This is a genomic window from Primorskyibacter sp. S87, assembly GCF_049801055.1.
Lineage (GTDB): Bacteria > Pseudomonadota > Alphaproteobacteria > Rhodobacterales > Rhodobacteraceae > JBNAGF01.
In genome coordinates, this window is record NZ_JBNAGF010000014.1 from 37,631 (window position 1) to 52,319 (window position 14,689).

General features: G+C 58.2%; 14 protein-coding genes. 6 read left to right on the plus strand and 8 right to left on the minus strand.

Going from position 1 to position 14,689, the window contains the following annotated elements; translation table 11 throughout:
* Positions 1-70: 70 nt before the first annotated feature.
* Positions 71-1,243 (plus strand): MalY/PatB family protein, encoded by a 1,173-nt coding sequence (locus ACP15U_RS19260; protein WP_425046647.1) that lies wholly within the window; start codon positions 71-73, stop codon positions 1,241-1,243.
* Positions 1,244-1,315: 72 nt separating this feature from the next.
* On the opposite strand, the gene ACP15U_RS19265 is transcribed toward ACP15U_RS19260, so the two are convergent.
* Positions 1,316-1,669 (minus strand): hypothetical protein, encoded by a 354-nt coding sequence (locus ACP15U_RS19265; RefSeq protein WP_425046648.1) that lies wholly within the window; start codon positions 1,667-1,669, stop codon positions 1,316-1,318.
* A 211-nt stretch (positions 1,670-1,880) separates the two neighbouring features.
* Here ACP15U_RS19265 and ACP15U_RS19270 point away from each other — a divergent pair, with 211 nt between their 5' ends.
* Positions 1,881-2,870 (plus strand): glutathione S-transferase family protein, encoded by a 990-nt coding sequence (locus ACP15U_RS19270; RefSeq protein WP_425046649.1) that lies wholly within the window; start codon positions 1,881-1,883, stop codon positions 2,868-2,870.
* On the opposite strand, the gene ACP15U_RS19275 is transcribed toward ACP15U_RS19270, so the two are convergent.
* Entirely contained in the window at positions 2,852-3,214 is a 363-nt protein-coding gene (locus ACP15U_RS19275) for a response regulator transcription factor (protein WP_425046650.1), read from the minus strand. The genes ACP15U_RS19270 and ACP15U_RS19275 overlap by 19 nt on opposite strands.
* Positions 3,215-3,406: 192 nt before the next feature.
* On the opposite strand from ACP15U_RS19275, the gene ACP15U_RS19280 reads away from it, so the two are divergent.
* Genes ACP15U_RS19280 through ACP15U_RS19290 form a run of 3 tightly spaced genes read left to right on the plus strand, consistent with a single transcriptional unit; the run spans position 3,407 to position 6,460 of the window.
* A complete protein-coding gene (locus ACP15U_RS19280) occupies positions 3,407-4,357 on the plus strand; it encodes a threonine-phosphate decarboxylase (protein ID WP_425046651.1) in 951 nt (316 codons plus the stop codon).
* Positions 4,354-5,274, plus strand: a complete 921-nt coding sequence (gene cbiB, locus ACP15U_RS19285; RefSeq protein ID WP_425046652.1) for an adenosylcobinamide-phosphate synthase CbiB — start codon at positions 4,354-4,356, stop codon at positions 5,272-5,274. The genes ACP15U_RS19280 and cbiB overlap by 4 nt, the downstream gene beginning before the upstream one ends.
* Before the next feature lie 13 nt (positions 5,275-5,287).
* Positions 5,288-6,460, plus strand: coding sequence for a lytic murein transglycosylase (locus ACP15U_RS19290; RefSeq protein WP_425046653.1), 1,173 nt, complete (start codon positions 5,288-5,290; stop codon positions 6,458-6,460).
* A 448-nt stretch (positions 6,461-6,908) separates the two neighbouring features.
* Here the strand turns inward: ACP15U_RS19290 and ACP15U_RS19295 are convergent, their stop codons facing one another.
* Together ACP15U_RS19295 and ACP15U_RS19300 are read right to left on the minus strand one after the other, a co-directional pair.
* The gene (locus ACP15U_RS19295) at positions 6,909-10,364 is read right to left on the minus strand and encodes a chromosome segregation SMC family protein (protein ID WP_425046654.1); all 3,456 of its coding nucleotides are present in this window, start codon (positions 10,362-10,364) and stop codon (positions 6,909-6,911) included.
* 128 nt (positions 10,365-10,492) lie between these two features.
* A complete protein-coding gene (locus ACP15U_RS19300) occupies positions 10,493-10,693 on the minus strand; it encodes a hypothetical protein (RefSeq protein ID WP_425046655.1) in 201 nt (66 codons plus the stop codon).
* A 344-nt stretch (positions 10,694-11,037) separates the two neighbouring features.
* Here ACP15U_RS19300 and ACP15U_RS19305 point away from each other — a divergent pair, with 344 nt between their 5' ends.
* Positions 11,038-11,808, plus strand: a complete 771-nt coding sequence (locus ACP15U_RS19305; protein ID WP_425046740.1) for a FadR/GntR family transcriptional regulator — start codon at positions 11,038-11,040, stop codon at positions 11,806-11,808.
* 58 nt (positions 11,809-11,866) lie between these two features.
* Here the strand turns inward: ACP15U_RS19305 and ACP15U_RS19310 are convergent, their stop codons facing one another.
* The 4 genes from ACP15U_RS19310 to ACP15U_RS19325 all read right to left on the minus strand — a co-directional run bounded on the left by ACP15U_RS19310 (position 11,867) and on the right by ACP15U_RS19325 (position 14,644).
* The gene (locus ACP15U_RS19310; RefSeq protein ID WP_425046656.1) at positions 11,867-13,036 is read right to left on the minus strand and encodes a BamA/TamA family outer membrane protein; all 1,170 of its coding nucleotides are present in this window, start codon (positions 13,034-13,036) and stop codon (positions 11,867-11,869) included.
* A gap of 173 nt (positions 13,037-13,209) precedes the next feature.
* On the minus strand, positions 13,210-13,770 hold the full coding sequence (locus ACP15U_RS19315; RefSeq protein WP_425046657.1) for a F0F1 ATP synthase subunit B: 561 nt from the start codon (positions 13,768-13,770) through the stop codon (positions 13,210-13,212).
* 4 nt (positions 13,771-13,774) lie between these two features.
* Positions 13,775-14,320 (minus strand): F0F1 ATP synthase subunit B', encoded by a 546-nt coding sequence (locus ACP15U_RS19320; protein ID WP_425046658.1) that lies wholly within the window; start codon positions 14,318-14,320, stop codon positions 13,775-13,777.
* A gap of 87 nt (positions 14,321-14,407) precedes the next feature.
* Positions 14,408-14,644 (minus strand): F0F1 ATP synthase subunit C, encoded by a 237-nt coding sequence (locus tag ACP15U_RS19325; protein WP_425046659.1) that lies wholly within the window; start codon positions 14,642-14,644, stop codon positions 14,408-14,410.
* Between the last annotated feature and the right edge of the window lie 45 nt (positions 14,645-14,689).

The window sequence follows — 14,689 nt, forward strand, 5'->3', positions numbered from 1 at the left end:
GCCGCAACGCCCCCTCTTGCACATGCCGAAAAAGGGGGTAGCTTCGCGAACGTTCTAGCGGAGAAGACCCATGAATTTCGACGAGATCATCGACCGACGCGGCACCCAATCCTCCAAATGGGACATGATGGAGCCGATCTATGGCGTACCCACTGAGAATGGATTGGCCATGTGGGTTGCCGACACCGATTTCATGGCCCCACCGCCCGTTCTGAAGGCCATGCGCGAGATGGTGGATCACGGAATCTTCGGTTACGTCAACTGTGACAAAACCTACAAGGATGCAATCCGCTGGTGGATGCGCACCCGCCACGACTGGCAGGTGGAAGGCGACGCAATCTTTACCACCACCGGGTTGGTCAATGGGGTGGGAATGTGCCTCGACACCTTCACAAAGCCCGGAGACGGAATTGTTCTGTTCACGCCAGTCTACCATGCCTTTGCCAAAGTGATCCGCGCTTCTGGCCGTGAGGTTGTAGAATGCGTGTTGGCGAACAACGACGGCCGCTACGAACTGGATTTTGAAACCTATGACGAACAGATGACCGGCAGCGAAAAAATGGTCATTCTTTGCTCGCCCCACAATCCCAGTGGCCGCGTCTGGTCGCAGGAGGAGCTGCAAGCCGTCGCTGATTTTGCCAAGCGCCATGACCTGCTGCTGCTATCCGATGAAATTCACCATGATCTCGTCTATCCAGGGCACACGCATATCCCCATGCAGAACGCGGCCCCGGAGATCTCTGATCGGCTGCTCATGCTCACCGCCCCCTCTAAGACATTCAACATAGCCGGGCTTCATACCGGGCAGGTGATCATCCCCGACCCCGAACTTCGCGGGCAATTTGCCAAGCGCATGGCAGCACTCAGCCTTGCTCCGAACTCGGTCGGGCAAATTGCGACCACAGCGTCTTACTCACCGGAAGGGGCAGAATGGGTGGACGCGCAGATTGAATATCTCGATGGCAACCGGCAGTTCTTTGACAAGGCGATTGCTGCCATTCCCGGAGTGAAATCGATGGAGATGGCCGCCACCTATCTTGCATGGGTCGACTTTTCCGGGACCGGAATGACCCGGTCAGAGTTCACCACGCGCGTCGAACAGCAGGCCAAAATCGCGGTCAACCACGGAACCACGTTCGGAACCGGAGGACAGAACTTCCTGCGTTTCAATCTGGGAACGCAACGGTCCCGGATCGAGGAAGCCTGTGAGCGGCTGGCAGCAGCTTTCGGGGATCTTCAGTAAGCGACATCGAGGAGGCCGGGCAGAACCAGAGCGCGGGGCACGCCCAGGTTCGCCGGAAAATTGCCCGCCCCCTCACTTGTCCTTGCCCAGCAGCGCGATAGGCGCATCGGGCGAGCGGTAGAAATCAAGCGGTGCCTTGTCGGCTGCCGCAGTGGAGCGTTTGAATTCGTAGATCATCTCGCCCCGCTCTTCTTCTGCCGCCATGATCAGGCATTGATAGAGGTGATGGGACCCGTCATAGAGATCCACCAATCCGCGCAACCGAGGCGTGGTTTCGGCTTCGACGGCAAACCCGTCGCGCCACAGGCGCAACACGCGGAAATACTCATCCCCCGCCTCGACCCGTAGCCGGCTGGCCTTTTTCAGGCTGGCGATTCGAGCGGCATCAAGCCCTTCGCGAATATCCTTCGAAATATAGGTCGTCATAAAAAAACTCCCGGCAGCAGACTTCTCATGCTTAACCAGAGCAAGGAAATTACAAGCAACAGAACAGCTACAGATTGTTTCCAATTTCAAGACGTTGCATGGAATCCTCACCGTGCATGTGCAGCGGCGCAGAGAACCTGCGCGGCGATTGGAATAGGCGCACAGCCTGCCCCACCCTATCTTTCCGGGAACACAGATTATGGGGTAAGACATGGGGCTTCTCGTCGACGGCATCTGGCATGACCAGTGGTATGACACCGATTCACATGATGGCGCTTTCAAGCGGTCAGCCGCGCAATTCCGCAACTGGATCACAGCGGACGGAGCTCCCGGGCCTTCAGGCAAAGGCGGATTTGAGGTGGGAAGCGGACGCTATCACCTCTATGTCAGCCTTGCTTGCCCGTGGGCACATCGCACTCTAATCTTTCGCGAACTCAAGAGCTTGAGAGATCATATAACGGTCTCGGTCGTGCATCCCGACATGCTTGACCAAGGCTGGACCTTCGAGAAAGACGCCAACGGAGCGACCGGTGATACGCTCTTCGGCCTGACCCATGCTCATCAAGTCTATACAAAGGCCGATCCAAATTACTCGGGCCGGGTTACGGTTCCGATCCTTTGGGACAGGAAGCGCGAGACCATCGTTTCCAATGAAAGCTCCGAGATCATTCGAATGTTCAACTCGGCCTTCGACGAATTGACCGGTAACCGGGATGACTATTGGCCCGCAGAAATGAGAGACGCGATAGAAACTGTAAACGCACGGATTTATGATTCCGTGAACAATGGCGTCTACAAATGCGGATTTTCCACGACTCAGAAAGCGTATGACGCGGCGGTGCGCCCTCTGTTCGATACCCTCGACTGGCTCGAAGACCGTCTCTCGCATCAGCGATACCTTATGGGAACCCAGATAACCGAAGCCGATTGGCGGCTGTTCACGACGCTGCTGAGGTTTGATCCGGTCTACCACCTGCATTTCAAGTGCAACCGAAAGCGGTTGATCGATTTTCCAAACCTATGGGCTTACACTCGTGAGCTGTATCAGTGGCCCGGGGTCGCTGAAACCGTGGGAATGGCGCATATCGTCAGGCACTATCATTTCAGTCACGACAGCATCAATCCGAACCGGATCATCCCGATAAACCCGCTGATTGACTATCAGGAGCCGCACGGAAGAGATCAGCGCAGCGCCGCGTAGTGCTCCACCATCGCGGCAAGATCCTCGGGCGGGGTTTCGCTTTGGACGTATGCGCAGGCGTTCGGACTGTGCGCAAAGATGGATCCGTCCGAGAAAAAGCTGGTATTGGTGACAAAGATCACGCGCGCTTCGGGGCGGCGGTAGCTGGCGAAATCTGCAACTGCCAGTGCACTCCCCTGATCAAGAACCAGATCGAGTACGATGATCTCGAACTCGGTGCCATACAGCGCCAAGATTGCGGCCTCCTGACTGGGAACAAGGGTTACGTCCGACCCTTGCCGTTCCAGATGGCGCTGCCACAGCTTGCCCAGATCCGGGTTGCTTTCGACAATCAGAACTTTCATTTTCGAGCTGCGGCGCGAGATTTGCTGGGTGTTTTTTCGCGCCTCTCCCCTTTTTCGGTGATCTGCCGATTACCTTAACAAATACTTAACAATGACCGAGACCGATCGCTTGCGCACCTTGGCGGCTTGTCTCAGCGGCAAAAATCCGCTTGAAGGCGGCACAACCCTGCCATTCTTAAGGACGAGCGATACATGGAGTTGACCGACAAGCCGGCGCGAGACCATGGAGGCGGAATCGACGCCGCCGTCAACCGCTTTGGAGGTACGCGTGACAGTTGGTTGGATCTGTCCACCGGTATCAACCCCCGGCCCTATCCGTTGCCAGAATTCACGGCCGATGACTGGATTGCGCTTCCGGACCAGAAAGCGCAGAACCGTATAGAGATGGCGGCCCGCAAGTTCTGGAACGTTCCCGACGATGCTGCGATTCTGGCGACCCCCGGTGCTTCGGCCTTAATCGCTCGACTGCCCGCGCTGGCTCCCAAAGGCAAGGTCGCGATTACTCGCCCGACATATAACGAGCACGCCGCCGCTTTCGCTTCACAGGGCTGGACGATCTGCGACGCTCCGCCGGCGGATGCCCGTATTCTGGTCCACCCGAACAACCCAGATGGCCGAATTTGGGACGCCGGCAAGATCGAAACTGGCCTGACTATAATCGACGAGAGCTTTTGCGATACGGTTCCAGAGGCCTCTTTTGTCTCCGAAACCAGCCGACCGAATGTCGTTGTCCTTAAGAGTTTTGGAAAGTTCTGGGGCCTTGCCGGGCTCCGCCTCGGTTTTGCAATCGGACCGGAGGCATTGATCGGACGCTTGCGCGATCTGACAGGCCCGTGGGCCGTGTCCGGACCCGCCCTTCGAACCGGGGCTCAGGCACTTGAGGACTATGAATGGGCCCAGGCAACCCGTGCACGTTTGAAAGAAGATGCCTTCCGCCTGGATAGACTATTGCTATCACAAGGGGCCTCGTTAGCCGGTGGAACTGATCTATTCCGGCTATTCACAGTAAATGATGCTGCAGAATGGCAAAACCGGCTGGCTACAAAGCATATCTGGACCCGCACCTTCCCATACTCCACGCAGTTCATTCGTCTCGGACTTCCGCCAGAGGAAGGATGGGACCGGCTTGAGGCGGCGCTGTGACCGCTGCGCTTGTCCTGTGTTTTGCGATGCTGATGGATGCGGTCTTTGGCGAGCCGGACTGGCTCTGGAACCGTCTGCGGCACCCGGCTGTGTTGTTCGGCGATTTCGTCGGATTTCTGGATCGCCGAATGAACAAAGGGACCAACCGCCGCCAGTCGGGTGTTGTGGCTGTTGTTTTTCTGCTTCTCGGGGCCATCGCTTTGGGTTCAATCCTTGATCAGATTGGCCCATTGGCGGAAATTCTGTGTGCTGCGATTCTGCTGGCACAGAGATCGCTTGTGCAACATGTTTCGGATGTTGCCACTTCTTTGCGGTCATCGCTTGCAGAGGCGCGGAGCAGCGTGGCCCTCATTGTTTCGCGGGATTGCAGCGAAATGACCGAGCCTGAAGTTGCCCGGGCCGCGATCGAAAGCGCATCTGAAAACCTCTCTGATGGTGTTGTCGCCCCTGCATTCTGGTTTCTGGTCGGAGGGTTACCAGGGCTTTTCGTCTATAAGGTGGTGAACACGGCCGACAGTATAGTTGGGTATCGCAATGCGCGTTACGAGGAATTTGGCTGGGCCGCAGCCAGGCTGGACGATTTGCTCAATGTGATCCCCGCCCGCGCAACCGGTTTTATGATTGCCCTTCTGGGTGGCCAGATGCCACGCTGGAATGAAATCACAACCGATGCCCGGCGTCACAAGTCCCCCAATGCCGGCTGGCCCGAGGCAGCTATGGCCCGCGCACTGGACATCGCTTTGGCCGGGCCCCGCAGCTATCACGGCGAGAAGAAGGATCTGTCGTGGGTGAACGGTACTGCAAACCGGGATATTGGCCCTGCCGAAATCGAGCGTTCCGTCACAATGCTTTGGCAAGTCTGGGCATTGATGTTTGGGTTGGTTTTAACAACAGCCGCTATTCAATTGTTACTGTGAGAGGAAAATTTTCATGCGTTACCATCGCCCGGTTCTTGCGTTGGCCTTGTCCGCCTTGGCAGCCAGCGCCGATGCCCAATGCGGCGGAAGTTTCCGCGGGTTTGTGGGCGATCTGAAATCCGAAGCCGTGGCAAAGGGACATGACGCAGCCAATGTTGACGCGTTTTTCAAAGGCGTGTCGCAAGACGCAAAGGTCCTGAAAGCAGACCGTTCACAGGGAGTTTTCCAGAAACCCTTCATCGAGTTTTCACGCCGACTGATTTCCCAGAACCGGATTGACCGGGGCCGCTCGATGGCACGAAAGTATGATTCTGTGTTCGATAGGGTTGAAAAGGAATTTGGGATATCACGTGGGGTCTTGCTCGCCTTCTGGGCTTTCGAGACCGATTACGGTGCCTTTCAGGGGGATTTCAACACCCGCAATGCGCTGGTGACCTTGGCCCATGATTGCCGACGCCCCGATCTGTTTCGACCGCAAATCTTCGCCGCGATCGAGCTTTTTGAACAAGGCGACTTCGATCCCTCCCGCACCACAGGGGCGTGGGCGGGCGAGATTGGCATGGTTCAGATGCTGCCCAGAGATATTCTCGAAAACGGCGTTGATGGCGATGGTGATGGGCAGGTCCAGCTCAAGACATCGGCCCCCGATGCGCTGATGTCCGGTGCAAAGATGTTGTCCGAGCTGGGCTGGCGTGCCGATCAACCCTGGTTGCAGGAGGTATCCGTTCCTGATGCAATGGATTGGTCCCTCAGTGGCCCTGGCAAACTGCGCCCGGTCCCGGAATGGGAATCAATGGGTGTCAAATCGCGCCAAGGGTCGCTTCCATCAAGCCTGCCAGCGTCACTCATTCTACCGCAAGGCCGCAACGGCCCGGCCTTTCTGGCCTTTCCGAATTTCGATGTCTATTTCGAATGGAACCAGAGCTTTGTTTATGTCCTGACCGCCGCCTATTTCGCCACCCGACTGGAGGGTGCGGAGATTTACGACGCAGGGAAACCCGACGCTGGCCTTTCCGGCAAGCAGATGAAATCCCTGCAGACAAAACTGCAGAACAGGGGCCACGATGTCGGCAAGATCGATGGAATCCTTGGTGCCGGAACACGGGCCGCTGTTCAGGCCGAGCAGCAACGTCTGGGTTTGCCCGCCGACGCATGGCCGACGGCCGAGCTTTTGTCGCGGCTGTGACACTCGGCTTTAGGGTCGGACAGTAAACTCCGTCCGGATCGGAAGCCGGAAACCGCTTTCCCCGATCCGAAATGTCACCCCGTTGTTGCGGACATAAAGATCACAACGGGGTTTCCCGTTGCGATTTTTAAGACAAACCCTGCCGTCCGGCATGAGCTCGACCCCGCCCAACCCTACACCCTGCTGCTCTGGCAGCAGGTAAAGGGCAGAGGGATCATCTGACACCTGTGCATTACCTTCGGCGTTGTGTCCAAATGAACCCGCAGAGAAAAGTCGTTGGAGTTCTTCCAAAGTCAGCGGCACGTCAGACGGCAGAATACCGGGCTCTTCTGCATTTGCCAGGCCAGACAAACCGAGCAACAGGAAGACCATACCGGTTCGCAAATTGCAGAAACTCAATTCAAAACACGATCGCAGTTTCGCTAAAACGAAAGGCCGGATCCGGTGACTATGCAACCAGCGCCTCCGCCTTCTTCAGGTCGACCGAAACCAGCTGCGACACCCCCTGCTCCTGCATGGTCACACCGAACAGGCGATCCATTCGGGCCATCGTCACGGCATGGTGGGTGATGATCAGGAAGCGCGTATCGGTCTGGCGGCACATCTCGTCGAGCAGATCGCAGAACCGGGTCACATTGGCGTCATCCAGCGGGGCGTCGACCTCGTCAAGAACGCAGATAGGTGCCGGGTTGGCCAGAAACACCGCAAAGATCAATGCCAATGCCGTCAGGGTCTGTTCCCCGCCCGATAGCAGGCTGAGTGTCGAGAGCTTTTTACCCGGAGGTTGGCACATGATTTCCAGACCGGCATCCAGCGGGTCTTCGCTTTCAACCATCACGAGGTTGGCTTCACCGCCACCAAAGAGATGTTTGAACAACATCGCAAAGTTGCGATTGACCTGTTCGAACGCCGTCAGAAGCCGTTCGCGGCCCTCTCGGTTCAGACTGGCAATCCCGTTCCGAAGAGTCTTGATAGCTTCTTCGAGATCGGATTTCTCGCGCAGCAGTTCCTCGTGTTCTTCACGCACTTCGCGGGCATCTTCCTCTGCCCGTAGATTCACAGCGCCCATCGCATCCCGCTGGCGCTTGTGGCGGTTCACCTCTGCCTCCAGCGTTTCGGAATCCGGCATCTGGTCGGGATCAGCATCCAACTGGTTCAATAGCTGGTTCGGCGTAGATTGATGTTCTTCGGCGATACGTTCGGCCGCTGCGGTGACCGTTTCGCGCGCCGCTTCGCACCGAGCTTCCGCTGCCGCACGGGCTTCGCGGGCATCTGATGCGTTTCGTTCGGCATCACGTTCTGCCAACGCGGCTTCGCGCTGCGCCATCTCGGCCAGAGACAACGCGTCAGACGCCTTGGCTCGCCGTGTTTCCGCCTCTTCGATCGAAGCCGAGAGCGCTTCACGTTCTTCCGCCAGTTCCGCCGGGACTGCAGCCGCTTCTTCCAATTCCGCTTCTGACTGCTCTTTGCGTTCTGCCAGTTCGGCAATCCTCTTTTCCGCTGTTTCCAGACGGTGTCGCCAACCGCTCAGATCCTTGGTCACCTGTTGTGACCGCTTGATGCGAGCTTCGGCCTCTCGGCGCAACTCATCATGCGAAGACCGGCGGGTCATCATCGTGATCCGGGCCGCCTCTACGGTCTGTTTGATGTCTTCGACAGCTTCGCGCGCGGCATCGAGATCACCCAGTTCGGCCATCCCTGCTTCGGCTTCCCGCAACTGGGCCCGAGCGGCAAGCGCGTCCTCGTGATGCCTGTTCACAGCCAGGCTCAACGTTTCAAGCCTGCCTTCGGCCAATGTACGTTCCGACTCCGCCCGGCTAAGCGCTCGGGCTGAATCTGCCACCCGCTGATCCGCGGCGCGTCGGGCATCCCGGGCTGCCTTATCTGCTTCGGTGACTTCGGCCAGTTTTCTGGTCAGCGCTTCATGCGCAGCCTTGGTCCCGTCGGCCTGTGCACCGACACGTTCCTGTTCCTGCTTTAGGGTCTCAAGACGGTTCAACTGCTCCAGCCGCAATGCGGCAGCGCTCGGCGCGTCTTCTGCCCAGGTCCGGTACCCGTCCCATCGCCACAGATCGCCCTCGCGCGTGACCAGTCGCTGACCCGGTTTCAAACTGGATTGCAGACGCTCGCCCTGATCCGCTTCGACTACGCCGATCTGCGCAACGCGGCGGGCGAGCGTGTCTGGCCCGGACACATGCAAAGCCAGAGGTACAACCCCGTCCGGAAGCGGCTGATCTGCGTCATATCCCGGAACGGATACCCAGCCAGACGGGCCATCCATCCCGACCAGAGGTGACCGCAGATCGTCACCTAAGGCCGCGCCCAGTGCCTTTTCATAGCCGGAGGCAACACGGAGGTCATCCATGACCTGCCCTCCCTCGGCAGTATCGCGGGCAACCAGCTTGGCAAGCGCGGCCACTTCGGCCCGCAAAGCGCCCAGCTCTCCTTCGGCCTCGGATCGTTGCGCTCTTGCCTCGGCCTCGAGAGATTGGGTTTCCGTGCGGGTTTCATCGGCGAGTGCCAGGGCTTCCTCGGCCTCTTCCGCACGTTCCCGCGCTTCTTCTTCGGCGGCCAGCGCCGCTTCATAAGTCTCACTGGAACGGGTCAGGGTTTCCCGGGCTTCGTCAACGGCTGACCGGGCGCGGGTTTCTTCGGCCTCGGACCTCTCAAGCGTCTTGCGGCTGTCCTCCAGCAAACGTTGCGCTGATTGGTGGCGCGCCGCCAATCTTGCGACGTCTTCGGTCACCTGCGCGAGACGCCCCTCGCGATCTTGCAATACTGTGGCGGACTCTCGGGCCAATTCGGCCGCTTCGTCCAGCTTGTCCTCGTGACCCTCTCCGGCTTTCGACAGTTCCCGGGCTTCCCACTCCAGACGTTCGATGGTCTCACCGGCATCATTGTTGAGCCCGGTCTCACGTTCGATGTCCTTGCCAAGCTGGTCGATCCGCCGAACCAATGTCTGGATGGCCTGCTGTGCGTTGACTTCCTGGTCGGAAAGGGCATCCCGCTGCACCTGCAAGCGCTGCAAAACAGCTGCTGCAATTGCTTCTTCTTCCCGAAGTGGCGGCAGCGCTTCTTCGATTTCGCCCCGCTTGGCAGACGCCACACGCGCGGCGGATTCGGCCTGTCCGGCATTGCTGATCCGTTCGCGGAGTATTGCTTCGGCGGACAGTCGCGCTTCGTCTGCTTCGCGCCAACGTCGATAGAGCAGCATACCTTCGGCGCGACGCAACAACTCACCGATCTCTCGATATCGCGCTGCCTGCCGCGCCTGTCGGGCCAACTGAGCCAACTGTGCAGCTTGCTGTTCCAACACGTCGTCTACCCGGAGCAAATTGGCCTCGGTGGCCTTTAGCTTCAGCTCTGCCTCGTGCCGGCGCTGGTAAAGGCCGGAAATTCCGGCCGCCTCTTCTAGAATGCGGCGGCGCGATTTGGGTTTTGCGTTAATCAGCTCGGCAATTTTGCCCTGCCCCACGAGCGAAGGAGAATGCGCGCCGGTTGACGCGTCGGCAAACAGCATCTGCACGTCGCGCGCTCGTACATCCTTGGTGTTCGCCTTGTAAGCGCTCCCGGCGTCACGCGTGATCCGACGTACAATTTCCAACATATCAGAGTCGTTGAAACCCGAAGGAGCCAGACGGTCGGCGTTGTCGATACTGAGTGAAACTTCGGCAAAGTTTCGGGCGGGACGGGTCGCTGCGCCGGCAAAGATAACGTCTTCCATACCCGATCCGCGCATGGTCTTGGCCCGGGTTTCCCCCATAACCCAACGCAGCGCTTCGAGCAGATTGGACTTGCCGCAGCCGTTCGGCCCCACCACCCCGGTCAGCCCCTCGGCAATGATCAGGTCGGTAGGATCAACGAAGCTTTTGAAGCCGGTCAGTCTGAGTTTCGAAAAGCGCAAGCCGAGATCCGAGGTGATTCCATGTCGTAGCCATCATTTTGGCGCTGACCTGCCCGCGGAGTCAACGCGGTTACCGCTGCATATGGACATTTCGGCAAAGTTATCCCCAAGATATGGGCCTCATGGCATCAAAACGCTGAGCATTCGAAGTTCTGGTAATCTGGCCCGGGACCTTCGTTCACCCATTGGTCCGTTTCCAGACAATCGAAGTTCAATGCAGCAGCCGGCAGGGCCCATCCGGCTGGGCGATCGCCACAATCGAGCACGCCGGTTACCACTGCCTGATCTCCGAGGACACCGGTGACCCGACACCCGCTGACCTGGGACATGGCAAAAGCCGCACGGGGAGCGATCGGTCCCAGACGCGGGGCATACTGAGGATTGATACGAACGGCTTCCGCAAGACTTCGCCGCACCCGCACTTCGAATACACTTCCGTCAATTGCCACCCGTGTTGCGGACTGGCCCCTGAAATATGGCGTGGCCGTCCCACAAGACGCTAGAAGCAGAAGGATTGCACAAGCTTTTTGCATGGCCTCCAAGCTGCGCGGCAAACCGTTAACAATTCCTTTCATATATGCCGGAACCCTAGCCTCAAAACGCATTCCTCCAACTCTCACTTGAGCCCGCCTCTCTCCGGTCATATAAATTGACCAATCAACCCGAGGGCGAGATGCCGTTCCAAAAAGTTCAGTCCGAAAAACTCTCGACATCCGTCGTCCGTCAGATCGAGCTCTTGATCCTGCGCGGCATCCTTCGGCCGGGGGAGCGTCTTCCTTCTGAACGGGAGCTTTCGGAGCGGCTTGGAGTCTCCCGGCCTTCGCTGCGCGATGCCATTTCGGAACTGCAGGACCAGGGCCTGCTGACCACTCGTGCCGGGTCCGGTATCTTTGTGGCCGAAGTTCTGGGTTCGGCCTTTTCGCCCGCATTGATCCGGCTTTTCGGCACTCATGACGAGGCCGTTTTCGACTACTTGTCTTTTCGCCGGGATATGGAAGGGCTGGCGGCGGAACGGGCGGCCCGATTGGGGTCCGACAGCGATCTGAAAGTGGTTCAGGCGATTTTCGACAAGATGGTCGCAGCGCATGGCCGCCGCAACGCTCAGGAAGAGGCCCGGCTGGATGCCGAGTTTCACACAGCCATAATCGAAGCCAGTCACAACGTCGTCATGTTGCACATGATGCGCTCGATGTTTGAACTCTTGCGGGAAGGCGTGTTCTACAATCGCCAGATCATGTTCCGTCAGCGAACCACACGCGATGCGCTTCTTGACCAGCACCGTGCGATCAATGACGCCCTGCAGTCCCGCAACCCCAAAGCAGCCAAGGCTGCGGTCGAGGCGCATCTGAGTTTCGTTGAGAGTTCGCTCAATGACCTGCGCACAGCAGAACGGCATGAAAGCATTGCCCGGCAGCGGCTGGAGCACGAGGTTGGAAAATCCTGAGGGTGATTAATCCAAAGACCGGGCAACGGAAATCCGATTTGCAGACGTCCGGAATTTCTTAGTCCATGTTCATGGCCCAGGCGTGACCAAACTGGAGATACACCACCGTGTCCTCCGGCCCCCGTGCAATATCAATCCCAACATCAAGCCCGTATTTTCGGGCCAGTTTGTATCGAATGCCGGCCCCAAAAGTGGCTGCCTCGCTGTCGGCGGAAATGTCCGGAGCACCGTCTGACGTTGCCTTGCCATAGCCGGCAAACCCGACCATCGCCCATCTGGGTGAAAGCTGCCGGCGAACTTCAAACTCGGTCGAGATCACACGATCGCCCTGATACCGGTTGAAGGGAACGCCGCGGATATTGATGGACGGTTCCATAAAGAACGGCGTGTCACCGTTTGTCCCAGAACCCAGAACCATTCCAGACAACGTCCATTTGTCGTTCGGGGAATGGAAATAGGCCGCGAAGAGATCGGTTGCAGTATAATCGACATCGCTACCGATTGCCTGATCAAACCTGCGGACTTTGGCGCTTGCGTTCAGCCCGTTGCGCGGTGTGAACGGATTATCCCTGTTGTCAAAGTGCAGCGACAGCCCGAGCGCATTCATCTTAATGTCGCGGCTGAGCGCAGGTGGCAGAGGGGTGCCGCCACCCAGATTTGGGCTGACCGTTGTCTGTATCGCGGTCAGCGTGGGCCCGAGGAAAAACTCGCTTTCACCCAAACGGTATCGTGCTTCGGCATTTGCAAAAATGGCCTCGTTGTTAAACGAAAGTCCCTGAGGAATCCCCAAGGGAAAGAAATCGAGGTTGATAGATCCCCCGCCAACAACTGCCCGGTATTTGAGATCACCGTCAAAGGCGCTGCCGAACCTTGCCCCAAACCCGATTTTCGAATTGTTGCCGGTCCCGGCAAAACCAAAGATCGTGCGGGTGGGATCGTTGTTGCTTCCTGCCTCGGGGAGTTTCAGGAAAACCGCCGCCAATCCCGCACCACCGCCCACGGCAGGCTCGGTGATGATGATCGGTACCGGGACGAAACCGCCGTTATCCAAAAATGTGGAAACGTCGACATGATTGTCTTCCGGATCGACAAATTGATCCAGAAACCCTCCCTGCGCACTGGCTTGATTTGGGGTGGCGCAGAACACCCATGCCAGAACTGAAACAACAAGAGCGTGAACCACTGCAGTCAGGGAAAACTCAAGCGATACGAACCTTACCGATCTCATGCTCAAATGGTTAGCTGTGAGCCTGCCAGAAATCAACAAACGAGCCCGGATCAAATTTTAACTCAGACACCTTCGCCAATTCAGCACAGGCGCCAAAAAGAGAAAGAGGCTCCAGTTGGAGCCTCTTGCATTTTCTTCTGGAACGGCCGGCCTCAATCGCCCGGTAGCTCTTGTCAGTGAAGCTTGCTGTCAACGTCGCCAATGGCTGCGTCGATGAGCTTGTTTGCTTCGGCGGCAGTCATTTGTTTGGCGAGAACTTCGCCTGCGGCTTCGACCGCGATCGTTACGGCACGATCGCGCACCTCTTTAATCGCAGAAGCTTCGGCAGAAGCGATCTGATCCTGAGCTGCAGCCAGACGGCGCGCAATCGAGGCCTGCAAATCCACCTTGGCCTGCTCGGCCGCAGCAACTGCGTCTTCCTTGGCGGCTGCAACGATGCCTTTGGCCTGCTCTTTAACTTCCATCTGCTTGCGCTCGTAAGAGGCAAGAAGGGTCTGCGCTTCTTCACGCAGGGCGCGGGCTTCATCAAGTTCCGACTTGATGCCTTCGGCGCGGTTATCCAGCGCGCCGCCGATCATCTTGGGAACCTTGAAATAGACCAGAACGCCCAGGAACAGCAGGAACGCCAACAGAACGACGAAGTCGGTGTTCTTCAGCGAGAAGAACGGTCCGCTGGCTGCCAGTGCGGGGCTGGCCGCCGCGAATGTCAGGACAAGTGCGAGAGTATTGCGCATGGTCTTATCCTTTCACCCGGTTAGCGACGGCACCGGTCAATGCAGTTTCGTCGGCCTTGCCGCCAAGAGCGTTCACAAGCTCGGCCGCCGTGTCGGAGGCAACGGTCTTGATGCTTTCCAGAGCTCCGGCGCGGATATCGGCGATGGCCTTCTCCGACTCGGATGCTTTTTCGGCGATCTCTTCGTCTGCCTTGGCGATAGCGACGTCTACGTCCGCCTGAATCTCGGCGCGGGCCTCGGCTGCAATACGCTGTGCCTCGGCACGCGCTTCGGCCAGAGCACGGTTATAGGCCTCTTCGGCCTCGACCGCCTTGGCCTTCAGGTCCTCGGCTGCGGCAATATCATTAGTAATCGTACCCTGACGCTCGGCCAGCACAGCCCCGATACGGGGAAGCGCAACGCGCGACAGGATCAGGTAGATCACGACAAGCGTGACCACGAGCCAGAAAATCTGATTGCCCATCCACTCGCCGCAGAGCTGGGGCATACCGATTGCGCTGCCGAACGAGTCGACGCAGGCGCTTGCGGATTCCTTGGTCTCAGTTGCCATGTCGGTCTCCTTGGAAACTTAGCTTACATCGGGCAGCGCAGGGTTACCTGCCCTGCCCAACCGTAAGGATGTCGGTTCCCGAAGGTCTTAGACGGCGAACATCAGCAGCAGAGCGACCAGGAACGAGAAGATGCCCAGTGCTTCTGCGAATGCGATGCCGATGAACAGGGTGGCAGTCTGCGAAGCAGCGGCCGAGGGGTTGCGCAGTGCGCCGGCGAGGAAGTTGCCTGCGACGTGGCCCACACCGATAGCGGCGGCACCCGAACCGATAGCTGCCAGGCCGGCACCGACGAATTGACCGAGTTCTGCGATATTGCCTTCCATGTCTTTGTCTCCTTACGATGGAATATGCGATTGAGGTTGCAGGCG